15 protein-coding genes are annotated in these 14,894 nt (G+C 62.2%); 4 read left to right on the top strand and 11 right to left on the bottom strand.

Annotated features, from left to right (window positions below; all coding sequences use genetic code 11):
- Window positions 1–28: 28 nt before the first annotated feature.
- Window positions 29–916 carry a LysR family transcriptional regulator gene (locus tag HX803_RS28885; RefSeq protein ID WP_178925546.1) on the bottom strand — a complete coding sequence of 296 codons (888 nt, stop codon included), beginning with the start codon at window positions 914–916 and terminating at the stop codon, window positions 29–31.
- 14 nt (window positions 917–930) lie between these two features.
- A complete protein-coding gene (locus HX803_RS28880; RefSeq protein WP_178925545.1) occupies window positions 931–1,587 on the bottom strand; it encodes a peroxiredoxin-like family protein in 657 nt (218 codons plus the stop codon).
- Between the two features lie 227 nt (window positions 1,588–1,814).
- Between HX803_RS28880 and HX803_RS28875 the strand changes: the two genes are divergently transcribed.
- Window positions 1,815–2,003, top strand: coding sequence for a type II toxin-antitoxin system HicA family toxin (locus HX803_RS28875; RefSeq protein WP_178925544.1), 189 nt, complete (start codon window positions 1,815–1,817; stop codon window positions 2,001–2,003).
- Between the two features lie 11 nt (window positions 2,004–2,014).
- A complete protein-coding gene (locus HX803_RS28870) occupies window positions 2,015–2,419 on the top strand; it encodes a type II toxin-antitoxin system HicB family antitoxin (protein WP_178925543.1) in 405 nt (134 codons plus the stop codon).
- Window positions 2,420–2,509: 90 nt separating this feature from the next.
- On the opposite strand, the gene HX803_RS28865 is transcribed toward HX803_RS28870, so the two are convergent.
- Window positions 2,510–3,706 (bottom strand): MFS transporter, encoded by a 1,197-nt coding sequence (locus tag HX803_RS28865; protein WP_178925542.1) that lies wholly within the window; start codon window positions 3,704–3,706, stop codon window positions 2,510–2,512.
- A 178-nt stretch (window positions 3,707–3,884) separates the two neighbouring features.
- On the opposite strand from HX803_RS28865, the gene HX803_RS28860 reads away from it, so the two are divergent.
- Window positions 3,885–4,499, top strand: coding sequence for a DUF5666 domain-containing protein (locus tag HX803_RS28860; protein WP_178925541.1), 615 nt, complete (start codon window positions 3,885–3,887; stop codon window positions 4,497–4,499).
- A 131-nt stretch (window positions 4,500–4,630) separates the two neighbouring features.
- On the opposite strand, the gene HX803_RS28855 is transcribed toward HX803_RS28860, so the two are convergent.
- The 8 genes from HX803_RS28855 to gcl form a co-directional block, all read right to left on the bottom strand.
- On the bottom strand, window positions 4,631–5,635 hold the full coding sequence (locus HX803_RS28855) for a sulfate ABC transporter substrate-binding protein (RefSeq protein ID WP_178925540.1): 1,005 nt from the start codon (window positions 5,633–5,635) through the stop codon (window positions 4,631–4,633).
- Between the two features lie 105 nt (window positions 5,636–5,740).
- Window positions 5,741–6,565, bottom strand: coding sequence for an ion transporter (locus tag HX803_RS28850; protein WP_178925539.1), 825 nt, complete (start codon window positions 6,563–6,565; stop codon window positions 5,741–5,743).
- A 31-nt stretch (window positions 6,566–6,596) separates the two neighbouring features.
- Complete coding sequence (locus tag HX803_RS28845) at window positions 6,597–7,472, bottom strand: urea transporter (RefSeq protein WP_178925538.1); 876 nt, start codon at window positions 7,470–7,472, stop codon at window positions 6,597–6,599.
- 119 nt (window positions 7,473–7,591) lie between these two features.
- Complete coding sequence (pyk, locus tag HX803_RS28840; protein ID WP_178925537.1) at window positions 7,592–9,007, bottom strand: pyruvate kinase; 1,416 nt, start codon at window positions 9,005–9,007, stop codon at window positions 7,592–7,594.
- The gene (locus tag HX803_RS28835; protein ID WP_178925536.1) at window positions 8,997–10,277 is read right to left on the bottom strand and encodes a glycerate kinase; all 1,281 of its coding nucleotides are present in this window, start codon (window positions 10,275–10,277) and stop codon (window positions 8,997–8,999) included. The genes pyk and HX803_RS28835 overlap by 11 nt, the downstream gene beginning before the upstream one ends.
- A gap of 191 nt (window positions 10,278–10,468) precedes the next feature.
- Complete coding sequence (locus HX803_RS28830; protein ID WP_071496242.1) at window positions 10,469–11,359, bottom strand: 2-hydroxy-3-oxopropionate reductase; 891 nt, start codon at window positions 11,357–11,359, stop codon at window positions 10,469–10,471.
- Window positions 11,360–11,524: 165 nt separating this feature from the next.
- Complete coding sequence (gene hyi / locus HX803_RS28825) at window positions 11,525–12,307, bottom strand: hydroxypyruvate isomerase (RefSeq protein ID WP_178925535.1); 783 nt, start codon at window positions 12,305–12,307, stop codon at window positions 11,525–11,527.
- Window positions 12,308–12,317: 10 nt separating this feature from the next.
- Window positions 12,318–14,093, bottom strand: coding sequence for a glyoxylate carboligase (gcl, locus tag HX803_RS28820; RefSeq protein ID WP_178925534.1), 1,776 nt, complete (start codon window positions 14,091–14,093; stop codon window positions 12,318–12,320).
- A 256-nt stretch (window positions 14,094–14,349) separates the two neighbouring features.
- Between gcl and HX803_RS28815 the strand changes: the two genes are divergently transcribed.
- The gene (locus HX803_RS28815; protein ID WP_178925533.1) at window positions 14,350–14,790 is read left to right on the top strand and encodes a heme-binding protein; all 441 of its coding nucleotides are present in this window, start codon (window positions 14,350–14,352) and stop codon (window positions 14,788–14,790) included.
- Window positions 14,791–14,894: the final 104 nt, after the last annotated feature.

Genomic DNA, 14,894 nt, shown 5'->3' with positions numbered 1-14,894 from the left:
GCACCTCCCGCACAGACCACCGGCGGATTCATTTGGACGACGCCAGCAAGCCTTCGACATAGTCCACAAACGCCCGCGCCTTGGCACTCGCCAACCGGCCGGTAGGCAGTACCGCCCATAAATCCCGGGGTGGCAATTCCCAGTCCGTCAGCACGGCCCTGACTTCGCCGCTGGCAATCTCCGGGGTGAACATCCATTCCGCTGTCATTGCCAGGCCGTGGTGGGCGAGCACGCCGGCGCGTATGCCTTCGGAGGAGGTCACGCGCAGGCGGCCGTGCGCGACGACGGGGTGTTCGTGTTCACCTTGTTTGAACGGCCAGCACGCACTTTGCCCCAGGCTGTAGATCACCGCCTGGTGGTTGAGGAGGTCGGCGGGGCTTTGGGGTTCGCCGTAACGCTCGAAATACGCCGGCGTACCGAAGATCCTTGCAGGGCTCTGGCTGATGCGCCGCGCCGTGAGGCTGGAGTCGTTCAGGTTGCCGATGCGCAGGGCGACGTCGATGCCTTCCTCAACAAGGTTGAGCATGCGGTCATCGAGCATCACGTCGATGTTCAGGCCGGGGTGCTGCTCCAGGAACGGCGCCAGGTGGGGAATGATGTGCAGGCGCGAGAGCGTCACGCCAGCACTCACACGCAAGTTGCCCGATAGCCCAGCGCCCACGCTGCGGGCAATGTCCTCGGTGTGGTTGATCTCATCGATCGCGCGTTTGGCGCGCTCGAAGTAGGCCCGCCCGGCTTCGGTGGGCGTCAGGCCCCGGGTGGAGCGCAACAGCAACCGCACCGCCAGGCGTGCCTCCAACTGCGCAATGCTCTTGGAGACGGCCGGTTGACCGATGCCCAGGCGTTTGGCGGCCGCCGAGAACGAGCCGGTTTCAACCACGTGGACAAAGGTTTCCATGGCGGTGAGGCGGTCCATCGGGTGTCCTCTGGTTACCGGTTGAGGGCGTCGAGCATGTCCGACGGTTCTGGGCGTTGAGTGTAATCCGGGTTGACCTCGGCGTAACGGATCACGCTGTCCTGGCCGATCACAAAGCGCGCGGGCATGGGCAGGGTCCAGGAGGGATCGTCATTGATCAGCGGCAGGTTGTTGCCAAAACCTTTGTAGAGCTCGATCAAGTAGTCCGGCAGTTCAAAGCGCAGGCCGAAGGCCGCGGCGACGTCATTGTGGGGATCGCTGAGGATCGGGAATTCCAGTTCGGTGATGCGCGTGGACTTGCGGCTGTTGGCTGCCGTCTGCGGCGACACCGCCACCAGTTGCGCCCCGGTGGCTTTGAGCGTTGGCAAGAAGGCCTGGAGTGCCTCCAATTCCATGTTGCAGTAAGGGCACCACACGCCGCGGTAGAACGTCAGCACCAGCGGCCCTTTTGCCAGCAGTTGTGCCGAAGACACCAGCTCGCCGTCGGCGTTCTTGAGGCTGAACAGCGGCGCCTTGTCCCCCACCTTGAGCGCGCGTTGTGCGGCGCCGGAAGCGATCAGCTCGGCGGTGGCGCGTTCCATGATCGGGTGAATATGCGCAGGCGCGTTGAACGGTGGTTTGCCGGCTTTGAAGTCGGCACGGAAGGCATCCAGTGTGGCTTGAAGTGTCATGGAGATATTCCCTCGGGAGATGAGCCGGTTGGCTGGAGAGAATGATGAGCGCGGCAGGAGAGGCGCGGAAGCGGGGTGGGGGGCATAGGCTCTATGCCAGGTTGGAATAACCGTTGGGGTAGGTTCAACATTCGGCAAAACAACCGTCAGTCCGCTTGGGCAAATCTGTGCTTGAGTAAATATAACTCTAGGGTTACTTTTATTCGAGCCAAGCCAAGGAGGCTGCGGTGCAAAGCAGGTTATTGATCAAGGAACTGCAAGAGGCAGGTTGGGTGTTGGATCGGGTCACGGGCAGCCATCATATTTTTATCCATCGCTATAACCCGTACACGATCCCGGTGCCCCATCCAAAGAAAGACCTGCCTCTGGGCACCGTCAGAAGCATCAGGAAACGTGCCGGCTTGTTTGAGTTTTAAGGAGAGCATTCATGCAATACCCAATCTGTATCGAATGGGGCGATGACTTCACCGCCACCGGCATTCAGATCCCCGATATTCCAGGCGCTGTCACCGCCGGGGACAGTTTCGAAGAGGCCTACAACGCTGCGGTGGAAGTCGCGCACATCCTGTTGCAAGAGATGGCGGCAGAAGGTAGGCCGATTCCGCTGCCAACGTCGGTGGCGGCTCATCACACCCACGAAGACTATGCCGGGATGGGTTGGGGGATGTTGGAGCTGGATATCTCGCCCTATCTTGGCAAGACCGAGAAGGTCAATGTGACCTTGCCCGGTTATGTCATCCAGCGTATCGACAGGTATGTACGCGAGCACAACGTCAAAAGCCGCTCGTCATTCCTGGCGGACGCGGCCCTGGAAAAATTGGTGCGCTCCTGACCCGGTCCTTGTAGAAGCCGGCTTGCCGGCGATAGCGGTTTGACTGATATACCGCTATCGCAGGCAAGCCCGCTCCCACACGTCCTGCGTTTACGCGGCTACCGGCGCCGCTTCGCGGGAGGCACTCAAAAAGCGCAACAACGCCACCAGTGGGAACGCACTGCCCACCAACATCACACCCAGCCAGCCACCGTGTTCATACACGCTGCTGGCAATCGCCGAGCCGAAGGCGCCGCCGATGAAGATACTGGTCATGTACAGCGCATTCAGGCGGCTGCGGCTGTTGGCGTCGAGGGCGTAGATGGCGCGTTGGCCGAGCACCATGTTCATCTGCACGCAGAAGTCCAGCACCACGCCGGTGACGGCCAGGCCGATCACGCTGTACAGCGGGTGCACGAAGGCCGGCAGGAAGCTCAACGCGGCAAACAGCATCGCCAGCAAGGAGGCGCGGTGCGTGTGGCCGGCGTCGGCCAGGCGGCCAGCGATGGGCGCGGCAATGGCACCCAGGGCTCCGACCAGGGCAAACAGTGCGATTTCGCTTTGGCTCAGGCCATGGTTACGCGCCAATTCCAAGGGGGCGGCGGTCCAGAACAGGCTAAACGTAGCGAACATGCAGCCCTGGTAGAACGCCCGTTGACGCAACAGCGGTTGGCGCACCAGCAGGGTGCCCAGGGAGCGCAAGAGTTGCGCGTAGCTGGCGCTGTGGTCGGGCTGGCGCTTGGGGATGGTGAGCAGCAAGACAACACTGATAAACGCCATCAGGGCGGCGGCCGCCATGAACATCGCACGCCAGCCAAAATGATCCGCCACCACGCTGGACACCGGCCGTGCCAGCAGGATGCCGAGCAACAGGCCACCCATGATGCTGCCGACCACCCGGCCACGGGACTCGGCGGGCGCCAGGTGCGCGGCCAACGGGATGAGGATCTGCACCGACACCGAACTGAAACCGATCAGCAACGACACCAGCAGGAACAGGTTCGGCTGCTCGGTGAACGCAGCCCCCAACAGGCTGGCGATGGCCACCACGGTGGTGGTGATCATCAGCTTGCGGTTTTCCAGCAAGTCACCCAGCGGTACCAGGAAAAACAGGCCCAAGGCGTAGCCGATCTGGGTGAGCGACACGATCAGGCTGGCCATCGCCGGGGTCAGGCCGATGTCCGGCGCGATCAGCTCGATGATCGGTTGCGCGTAGTAGATGTTGGCAACGATGGCGCCGCAGCAGAACGCAAACAGCATGACCATCCCGCGGGTCATGGTGGTTGTAGCGTGTGAGGTAGCGTTCATGGTGTTCTCATAAAAGCGAAGGAAGAGGGCGTGGAAGAGTAAAGACATCGCCCTGTGGGCAGTAGGCCGCTGGCAGTGATAACACTCATGCCGCAAATTAATGACTGAATCGTTAACGTTCGGGTCGAACGGCAATGATACATTCAGTCACAACTGCCGAAACAGGAAATCCACCTTCATGAAAATCACGCTGAACAAGATGATCCTGGCCTCAACCCTTGCCGCCGCCATGGCGATTGGCCTGGCCAACGCCGCCGAAGCCCCGCGTGTGGGCGTGCGCGGCGCCATCACGGCGGTCGACGGCGACGCGATCCACGTCAAGGTCAACAGTGGCGAAGACGTCACCGTGCACCTCACCAAAGACACCCAAGTACGCGCCGTTACGCTGGCCAAGATCGACGAGATCAAGCCCGGCAGCTACATCGGCTCCGCTGCCATGCCCAATGCCGACGGCACCCTTACCGCGTTGGAAGTGCACGTGTTCCCACCGGCCATGGCCGGCACCGGCGACGGGCATCGTGCGTTCGATTTGAAAGAAGGCAGCAGCATGACCAACGGCACCGTCGGTGACCTGGTGGTGAGCAACGGCCGCACGCTGACCGTGAAGTACAAGGGCGGTGAGCAAAAGATCGTGGTGCCGGAGGACGTGCCGATCGTGAACCTGGAGCCGGGGGATCGCAGCTTGCTCAAGGTGGGGGTGAAGGTGGTGTTGTTTGCTGCGAAAGGGGCGGATGGCACGGTGACTGCCCAGGCCATCTCGGCGGGCAAGGACGGCGTAACCCCGCCGATGTAACTGCCAAACACAGAGCCAAATGTGGGAGCGGGCTTGCTCGCGAAAGCGGAGTGTCAGTCACCGAATCAATCGACTGAACCACCGCTTTCGCGAGCAAGCCCGCTCCCACAGTTTTAACCGAGTTTATTCAGTTATTGACCGTTGTAGATCTGGTCAAACACCCCACCGTCATTGAAGTGGGTTTTTTGCACGGTGCGCCAGTCGCCAAAGGTCTTCTCGACCGACAAGAACTCGACTTTCGGGAAGCGGTCGGTGTACTTGGCCAGCACCTTCGCGTCACGTGGGCGCAGGTAGTTGTTGGCGGCGATTTCCTGGCCTTCCGGCGACCACAGGTACTTCAGGTAGTCCTCGGCGGCAGCGCGGGTGCCTTTCTTCTCGACCACTTTGTCGACCACCGACACCGGCGGCTCCGCTTCGGCAGACACGCTTGGGTAGATCACTTCGAACTGATCACGGCCGAATTCACGGGCGATCATTTCGGCTTCGTTCTCGAAGGTCACCAGCACGTCGCCGATCTGGTTGGTCATGAACGTGGTGGTGGCGGCGCGGCCACCGGTGTCCAGCACAGGCGCTTGCTTGAACAGCTTGCCGACGAAGGCCTTGGCCTTGTTTTCGTCGCCGCCGTTCTTGAGCACGTAGCCCCACGCCGACAGGTAGGTGTAGCGGCCGTTACCCGAGGTCTTCGGGTTAGGCACGATCACCTGCACGCCGTCTTTCAACAAGTCCGGCCAGTCTTTCAGGGCCTTGGGGTTGCCCTTGCGCACGATGAACACGGTGGCGGAGGTGAACGGCGCGCTGTTGTTCGGCAGGCGGGTGACCCAGTTGTCCGGCACCAGCTTGCCGTTGTCGGCCAGGGCGTTGATGTCGGTGGCCATGTTCATGGTGATCACGTCAGCCGGCAGGCCGTCGATCACCGAGCGCGCTTGTTTGCTGGAGCCGCCGAAGGACATCTGCAGGGTCAGCTTGTCGTTCGGGTGCTCGGCTTCCCAGTGCTTCTGGAAGGCGGTGTTGTAGTCCTTGTAGAAGTCGCGCATCACGTCGTAGGAGACGTTGAGCAGTGTGACGGGGGCGGCCTGGACGGCGCCCGCCAGGGCAAGGCCGGCGGCCAGGAGAGAGGCGCTAACGAGTTTTTTCACTGCTCATTCCTTGTTGTTCGAGAAGGGTGTTGATTGAGTGGGGGCAATTTGCCATCGACTATAACGGGCACCGCATAGACGTTTAAAGATTAAAACGCTCTTTGCTTATTCCAGTTTCTTGAAAAGATTATTCCCACAGCGCGAACAGAACGCGGCGTTCGGCTCGTGGCTGTTTTTCTTGCACACCGGGCAGTCATGTTGCAGCTGTTCACCGCGCATGGCACTCGCCAGTTCAGCGGTAAAAATCCCGGTGGGTACGGCAATGATCGAGTAACCGGTGATCATCACCAACGATGAAATCACCTGGCCCAGCGGCGTCTTCGGCACGATGTCGCCAAAGCCCACGGTGGTGAGGGTCACGATGGCCCAGTAGATGCCTTTGGGAATACTGGTAAACCCGTGCTCCGGGCCTTCGATCACGTACATCAGGGTGCCGAACACCGTCACCAGGGTGCACACGCTGACCAGGAACACCACGATCTTCTGCTTGCTGCCGCGCAGCGCCGCCATCAGGTAGTTGGCCTGCTTGAGGTACGGGCTGAGCTTGAGCACGCGGAAGATGCGCAGCATGCGGATGATGCGGATGATCAGCAGGTACTGCGCGTCGCTGTAATACAGCGCGAGGATGCCGGGCACGATGGCGAGCAAGTCCACCAACCCATAAAAACTGAAGGCATAGCGCAACGGCTTGGGCGAGCAGTACAGCCGCAGCCCGTATTCGATCAGGAAGACGAGGGTAAAGCCCCACTCGATGTAGGCCAGCACATCGGCGTAGTTCTGGTGGATCTGGTCGATGCTGTCGAGCATCACGATCACCAGGCTGGCGAGGATGATCAGCAACAGGATGCCGTCAAAGCGCCGCCCGGCAGTGGTGTCACTCTGGAAAATCATGACGTAGAGCCGCTGGCGCCAGTCGTTGCTGCTGTCCATAAATCCCGCCTGAATCGAATATCGAGCAAGCCTAGGGGGATTCGAAGGGGCTGTCCATGCGGGGTTTGCGCAGCACCCGGGCGCCTGCGCGCACCAGCCAGCAGGCGAGGATGAACGGCGCGGTCAAGGCGGGCAGGTGCAGGGCGGCAAAGCCGGGGATGAGGATGATCGCCAGCAGGATGCCCAGCAACGGCAGCCAGGGCTGACGCCGTACCTGGCTCAACGCCACGGCAGCCAATGCGGGGTTGTAGCTGTGCAGGCCGAGGAGGGCGCTGGCGGGTTCGTCCAGCCACAGGGCGACCAGCACGCCGATGCTGGCACCGGCCAAGGCCCATAAGGCGGCTCGGCGATTGGCGAGGAACAGGCCGAGTGCAATCAGGGCGCCGGCCAAGGCTTGGTCCAGCAACATGACTTGCGCAAGCCCGATGAAGGGCGCGGCAACAACGGCCAGCATATCGGGTTCGACCAAGGCAAATGCAGGCGGCGCGGCCGGCCCCAGCAACAGCCAGCCCAGCCCGACAAAGGGCGCGGTGTAGGCAGGCAGGTCATCTGGCTGGGCCGCATGCTTCAACCATTGCCGCGTCAGCATCGCCGAAAGCCCGCCGCACGCCAGGATCAGCGGCGGCAACAGCGCCGACCAGGCGAAATGCTGGCTGATCAACAAGCCCAGCAGCACACCGTTATAGCTATACAGCCCGGCCTGGCGCTCGACCTTGGGGTAACCCCGGCGCTGGGCCGTGAGCAAACCGGCCACACCGCCCAGCAGCGCGCCGCCGAACAACGCCGGGGCGCCGATCAGGATGGCCAGCAGGCACAGCAGGCCGCACAGCGGCTGGCGCTGCAGGAATATCTGGCTGAAGCCATTGAGCAGGGCTTCGGCCCAGTCTGGGCAGGTTGGATTATGCATTTGGGTAAGTCAGGTAGACCGAGTTGCCCTTATCGCAGGCAAGCCAGCTTCCACCTTTTGATGTGTGAATACAGTCAAATGTGGGAGCGGGCTTGCCCGCGAAGAGGCCCGAACAGGCGCTAGATCAACGTCTCGATGCGCAGCGAATTGGTCGACCCCGGCTGCCCAAACGGCACCCCCGCCGTGATCACCAACGTATCCCCGCGCTGCGCCATCCCTTGGGCCTGGGCGATTTCCAGCGCCGTGGAACACACCTCATCCACCTGGCGCAGCCGGTCGTTGACCACCGAATGCACGCCCCACGCCACGCTCAAGCGCCGCGCCGTGGACAGGTTCGGCGTGAGGTTGAGGATCGGCGCCACCGGCCGTTCCCGGGCGGCACGCAGGCTGGAGCTGCCCGACTCGCTGTAGTTCACCAGCACCGCCACCGGCAGGATGCTGCTGATACGCCGGATCGCGCAGCTGATCGCGTCCGACACCGTGGCCTCGGCCTTGGGCCGGCTCACGTCCAGTTGGGTTTGGTAGTCCGGGCCGTTTTCCACCTGGCGGATGATCTTGCTCATCATCTGCACGGCTTCCAGCGGGTACTCCCCCGAGGCGGTTTCCGCCGACAACATCACCGCGTCGGCGCCTTCGGCCACGGCGTTGGCCACATCGGTGACCTCGGCACGGGTCGGGGCCGGTGAGAAGCGCATGGACTCGAGCATCTGCGTCGCCACCACCACCGGTTTGCCCAACTGGCGGCAGGTGCTGATGATGTCCTTCTGGATCTGCGGCACGCTCTCGGCGGGTACTTCCACGCCCAGGTCGCCTCTGGCCACCATGATCGCGTCGCTCAGCTCGGCAATTTCCTGCAGGCGTTGCACGGCCGAAGGCTTCTCGATCTTGGCCATCAGGAAGGCCTTGTCGCCGATCAGCTCACGGGCCTCGCGGATGTCTTCCGGGCGTTGCACGAACGACAGCGCCACCCAGTCCACGCCCAGTTCCAGGCCGAAGCTCAGGTCGCGTCGGTCCTTGGCGGTCAGTGGGCTGAGTTCCAGCAGCGCCTGGGGCACATTCACGCCTTTGCGGTCCGACAGTTCGCCGCCATTGAGCACGGTGGTGTCGATGGCGTCGGCATGCTTGGTAATCACCCGCAGGCGCAGCTTGCCGTCATCCAGCAGCAGGTCCATGCCGGGTTCCAGTGCCGCGATGATTTCCGGGTGGGGCAGGTTGACCCGGCACTGGTCGCCCGGCGTCGGGTCCAGGTCCAGGCGCAATGCCTGGCCGCGCACCAGTTGCACCTTGCCTTCGGCAAAACGCCCGACGCGCAGTTTCGGCCCTTGCAGGTCCATCAGGATGCCCAGCGGGTAATTGAGCTGGCGCTCCACCTGGCGGATCCACTGGTAGCGCTGCGCGTGGTCGGCGTGGTCGCCGTGGCTGAAGTTGAGGCGGAAGATGTTCACCCCGGCTTCCACCAGCTCGCGGATGTCATCGATGCCGTTGGTGGCCGGGCCGAGGGTGGCGAGGATCTTGACCTTCTTGTCAGGCGTCATGTGTCGGGTTCCCAAGGATCAGTATGGCGCGGAAGTCGTTGACGTTGGTGCGCGTCGGCTCGGTGACGATCAACCCGTCGAGGGCGGCGAAGTAGCCGTAGCCATTGTTGTTGTCCAACTCGTCACTGGCCGACAGGCCGAGGGCTTCGGCGCGCGAATAGCTGCACGGCGTCATGATCGCGCCGGCGTTGTCTTCTGAGCCGTCGATGCCGTCGGTGTCACCGGCCAGGGCGTACACGCCCGGCAAGCCCTTGAGGCTGTCGGTGAGGCTCAACAGGAACTCGGCGTTGCGCCCGCCACGGCCATTGCCGCGCACGGTGACGGTGGTTTCACCGCCCGACAGAATCACGCACGGCGCCGCCAGTGGCTGGCCGTGCTGCACGATCTGCCGCGCAATGCCGGCATGCACCTTGGCCACGTCGCGGGCTTCGCCCTCCAGGTCGCCGAGGATTAGCGGGCTGAAGCCGGCCTGACGGACTTTGACCGCCACGGCCTCCAGCGATTGCTGCGGGCGGGCGATCAACTGGAAGTGGCTGCGCGCGAGCACCGGGTCGCCGGGCTTGACGGTTTCCGAGGCCGGGTTCTGCAGCCAGCTGCGCACCGAGGCGGGGGCGTCGATGCTGTAGCGTTTGAGGATCGCCAAGGCCTGGGCCGAGGTGCTCGGGTCGCCGACGGTGGGGCCGGAGGCAATCACCGTGGCCTGGTCGCCTGGCACATCGGAAATCGCGTAGGTGTACACCGTGGCCGGCCACGCGGCCTTGGCCAGTCGGCCACCCTTGATCGCCGAGAGGTGCTTGCGTACGCAATTCATCTCGCCAATGGTCGCGCCGGATTTGAGCAGCGCCTTGTTGATGGCTTGCTTGTCGGCCAGGGTGATGCCTTCTGCGGGCAGGGCAAGCAATGCCGAGCCGCCGCCGGAGAGCAGGAAAATCACCCGGTCGTCTTCGGTGAGGTTGCTGATCAGCTCCAGCACGCGCTTGGCCACGGCCAGGCCGGCCGCATCGGGCACTGGGTGCGCGGCTTCGACCACTTCGATTTTTTTGCAGGGTGCGCCGTGCCCGTAGCGGGTGACGACAAGGCCGCTGACTTCGCCCTGCCAGCAGTTTTCCACGACGAGGGCCATGGCCGCGGCAGCCTTGCCGGCGCCGATCACGATCACACGGCCGCTGCGGTCGGCAGGCAGATAAGGTTCAAGGACTTGCCGGGGGTGGGCGGCGTCGATGGCTGTGGCAAACAGCTCGCGAAGCAGGTGTTGCGGATCGACCGACATAAGCGGGCTCCCGGGGATTTTTTGTTATTAGAGGTGCAACATTTTCGCTATGGAATGCGATCAAAAATGTGGGAGCGGGCTTGCTCGCGAAAGCGGTCTACCATTCGACATCCATGCTGGCTGGCACACCGCTTTCGCGAGCAAGCCCGCTCCCACATTCGACCGCATTTCAAAGGTAGGAGCGGCGTAGGTTATTTGTCGCGGATACTGAAATTCGCCATATGCTCCAGCCCCTTGATCAGCGCCGAGTGGTCCCAGTTGCCGCCGCCAATCGCGGTGCAGGTGCTGAACACTTGCTGGGTGCCGGCGGTGTTCGGCAGGTTGATCCCCAGCTCCTTGGCGCCGGCCAGGGCCAGGTTCAAATCCTTCTGGTGCAGATTGATGCGGAAGCCCGGGTCGAAGGTGCCTTTGATCATGCGCTCGCCGTGCACTTCGAGGATTTTCGACGAAGCAAATCCGCCCATCAGCGCTTCACGCACCTTGGCTGGGTCGGCGCCGTTCTTGGAGGCGAACAGCAGTGCTTCGGCCACCGCCTGGATGTTCAGCGCGACGATGATCTGGTTGGCGACCTTGGCGGTCTGGCCGTCACCGTTGCCGCCGACCAGGGTGATGTTCTTGCCCATGGCCTGGAACAGCGGCAGGGCGCGTTCGAAGGTTTGCGGCTCGCCGCCGATCATGATGCTCAGGGTGCCGGCCTTGGCGCCCACTTCACCGCCGGACACGGGCGCGTCGAGGTACTGCGCGCCGGTCTCGTTGATCTTGGCGGCAAACGCCTTGGTGGCGGTCGGCGAGATCGAACTCATGTCGATCACGACTTTGTTTGGCGACAGGCCTGCGGCCACGCCGTCTTTGCGGAACAACACGTCGTCAACCTGCGGGGTGTCGGGCACCATCACGATGATGAACTCGGCTTCCTGGGCGACTTGCTGCGGGTTGGCCAGGGCCACGGCGCCGGCGTCGATCAAGGCTTGCGGCGCCTTGCCGTGGTGCTCGGAAAGAAACAGTTGGTGACCTGCTTTCTGCAGGTTGGCGGCCATGGGTTGGCCCATGATGCCGGTGCCGATGAATCCGATTTTAGCCATGATCAAAATCCTCTTGTTATTCGGTATGTCGAGACCTGCCAAACGCCTCAGGCCCAATGTGGGAGCTGGCTTGCCTGCGATGGCATCAACTGGCTATGCCTGAAACACCGCGGTGCCTGCATCGCAGGCAAGCCAGCTCCCACATTTTGTTTTGCGTTTGTTCTGCTAGATCGCGTTATGGGTCTTGAGCCAGCCCAAACCGGCTTCGGTCGTGGTCAGCGGCTTGTATTCACAGCCGACCCAGCCGGTGTAGCCGATGCGGTCCAGGTGTTCGAACAGGAAGCGGTAGTTGATCTCACCGGTGCCCGGCTCGTTGCGCCCTGGGTTGTCCGCCAGTTGGATGTGGTTGATGTCATCCAGGTGGTTGGCCATGGTGCGGGCCAGGTCGCCTTCCATGATTTGCATGTGATAGATGTCGTACTGCAGGAACAGGTTGGCGCTGCCCACCTGCTCGCGAATCGACAGGGCCTGCGCCGTGTTGTTCAAGTAGAAACCTGGAATGTCGCGGGTGTTGATCATCTCCATCACCAGCTTGATCCCCGCCGCCTGCAGCTTCTCGGCGGCGTACTTGAGGTTGGCGACGAAGGTCTTTTCGACGGTTTCATCGTCAACGCCTTGCGGCCGGATACCTGCCAGGCAGTTAACCTGGGTGTTGCCCAGCACCTGGGCGTAGGCGATGGCCAGCTTGACTCCGGCGCGGAACTCCTCGACCCGGTCCGGGTGGCAGGCCAGGCCGCGTTCGCCCTTGGCCCAGTCACCGGCCGGCAGGTTGAACAGCACTTGGGTCAGGCCGTTGGCGTCCAACTGTGCTTTGATCTCGGCAGAGCTGAACTCGTAGGGGAACAGGTATTCCACACCCTGGAAGCCCGCATCGGCGGCCGCTTTGAAACGGGCGAGAAAGTCCTGCTCGGTAAACAGCATGGACAGGTTGGCAGCAAAGCGCGGCATAGGGTTCTCCTTAATCGAGCAGGGAAATGGCAGTCGGCGCATCGTTGCCGACCAGTGCCAGATCTTCGAATTCGTTGACGGCGTTGATCTCGGTGCCCATGGAAATGTTGGTCACGCGTTCCAGAATAATCTCAACGATCACCGGAACCTTGAATTCTTCGATCATTTCCTCAGCCTTGCGCAACGCAGGTGCAATCTGCCCCGGCTCGAACACGCGCAGGGCCTTGCAACCCAGGCCTTCGGCGACGGCCACGTGGTCCACGCCATAGCCATTGAGTTCCGGGGCGTTGAGGTTGTCGAAGGACAGCTGCACGCAGTAGTCCATCTCGAAACCGCGCTGGGCCTGGCGGATCAAACCCAAGTAGGAGTTGTTCACCACCACGTGGATGTACGGCAGCTTGAACTGCGCGCCCACGGCCAGTTCTTCGATCATGAACTGGAAGTCGTAGTCGCCGGACAGCGCCACCACTTTGCGGCTCGGATCCGCCTTGACCACGCCCAGCGCGGCCGGAATGGTCCAGCCCAATGGGCCGGCCTGGCCGCAGTTGATCCAGTGACGAGGCTTGTACACGTGCAGGAATTGCGCGCCGGCAATTTGCGACAGGCCGATGGTGCTGACGTAGCAAGTGTCTTTGCCGAACACCTGGTTCATCTCTTCGTACACGCGCTGCGGCTTGACCGGCACGTTGTCGAAGTGGGTCTTGCGGTGGAGGGTGGCCTTGCGCTGCTGGCAGTCGTTCAACCAGGCGCTGCGGTCCTTGAGCTTGCCGGCGGCTTTCCACTCGCGGGCCACTTCAATGAACATCGTCAGGGCGGAACCGGCGTCGGAGACGATGCCCAGGTCCGGGGTGAACACGCGGCCAATCTGCGTCGGCTCGATGTCGACGTGAATGAATTTGCGGCCTTCGGTGTACACCTCGACCGAACCGGTGTGGCGGTTGGCCCAGCGGTTGCCGATGCCCAGCACCACGTCCGACTTGAGCATCGTCGCGTTGCCGTAACGGTGGGAGGTTTGCAGACCGACCATGCCCACCATTTGTGGGTGATCGTCCGGGATGGTGCCCCAGCCCATCAGGGTCGGGATGACCGGAATGCCGGTGAGTTCAGCAAATTCAACCAGCAGTTCGCTGGCGTCGGCGTTGATCACGCCGCCACCGCTGACCAGCAGTGGGCGTTCAGCCTGGTCCAGCAGCGCCAGGGCTTTTTCCACTTGCACGCGGGTCGCCAGTGGTTTGGCCAGGGGCAGCGGCTGGTAGGCGTCGATATCGAATTCGATCTCGGCCATCTGCACGTCGAACGGCAGGTCGATCAGCACCGGACCCGGGCGGCCGGAGCGCATTTCATAGAAGGCTTTCTGGAACGCGTAAGGCACTTGGCCCGGTTCCAGCACAGTGGTGGCCCACTTGGTCACCGGCTTGACGATGCTGGTGATGTCCACGGCCTGGAAGTCTTCCTTGTGCATGCGGGCACGTGGCGCTTGGCCGGTGATGCACAGGATCGGGATCGAGTCGGCCGAGGCGCTGTACAAGCCGGTGACCATGTCGGTGCCCGCCGGGCCCGAAGTGCCGATGCACACGCCGATATTGCCGGCCTTGGTGCGGGTGTAGCCCTCGGCCATGTGGGAGGCGCCTTCAACGTGGCGAGCAAGGACGTGATCGATGCCACCCACTTTCTGCAAGGCCGAGTACAGCGGGTTGATTGCGGCGCCTGGGATACCGAAGGCGGTGTCCACACCTTCACGGCGCATCACCAGAACGGCGGCTTCGATTGCTCTCATTTTGCTCATGGTTTTGGTGCCTCTTGCGTTTTGTAATTGTATACAAGTGGTGTCTGTTCAAAGTGTATTCACGGCGAGCAGCGCAGGTCAATTCATTTTATTCGGTGGCCTTTGCGTTCGTCGGAAGGCATTTTTTCGACGTATGGAAGCTTTGTGCGAAAATATTGTATACAAAAATAAATGTCATTGTGTTCTATTTGTTTGATCGAGCATCTGATCAAACAGACCTCCACCGCTTTCCCAATAACAAAAGAAGGACGGCACCATGAGCGCTTTAACCTTGAAAATTGCCACCCAACTGGCCAGCCAGGCTTTGAACGCCGGTCGCACCATTTCGGCAGCGCCGCTGACCATTGCGGTGCTCGACAGCGGCGGCCACCTGATCACTCTGCAACGCGAAGACGGCGCCAGCCTGCTACGCCCGCAGATCGCCATCGGCAAGGCCTGGGGCGCGATCGCCCTGGGCAAAGGCTCACGCCTGCTGGCGCTGGACGCGCAACAGCGGCCGGCGTTTATCGCCGCGCTGAACAGCCTGGGGCAGGGCAGCGTCGTGCCGGCCCCGGGGGGGGTGTTGATTCGCAATGGGGAAGGGGTGGTACTGGGGGCAATCGGGATCAGCGGGGATACATCGGACATTGATGAGCAGTGTGCGATTACGGCGATTGAGGGAGTGGGGTTGTTGGCGGATGCGGGGGTGTCGGCTTGATCTTTGGGTGACTGTTAGGGCCTCTTCGCGAGCAAGCCCGCTCCCACAGGTTGACCGAGTTTCAACTTAGGAATGAGGTCGAATGTGGGAGCGGGCTTGCTCGC

Origin of the sequence: Pseudomonas sp. P7548, assembly GCF_013386585.1 — a bacterium.
Taxonomy (GTDB): Bacteria; Pseudomonadota; Gammaproteobacteria; order Pseudomonadales; family Pseudomonadaceae; genus Aquipseudomonas.
The sequence above is the reverse complement of the archived record's forward strand: the minus strand, read 5'-3'. Positions and strand labels throughout refer to the sequence as shown.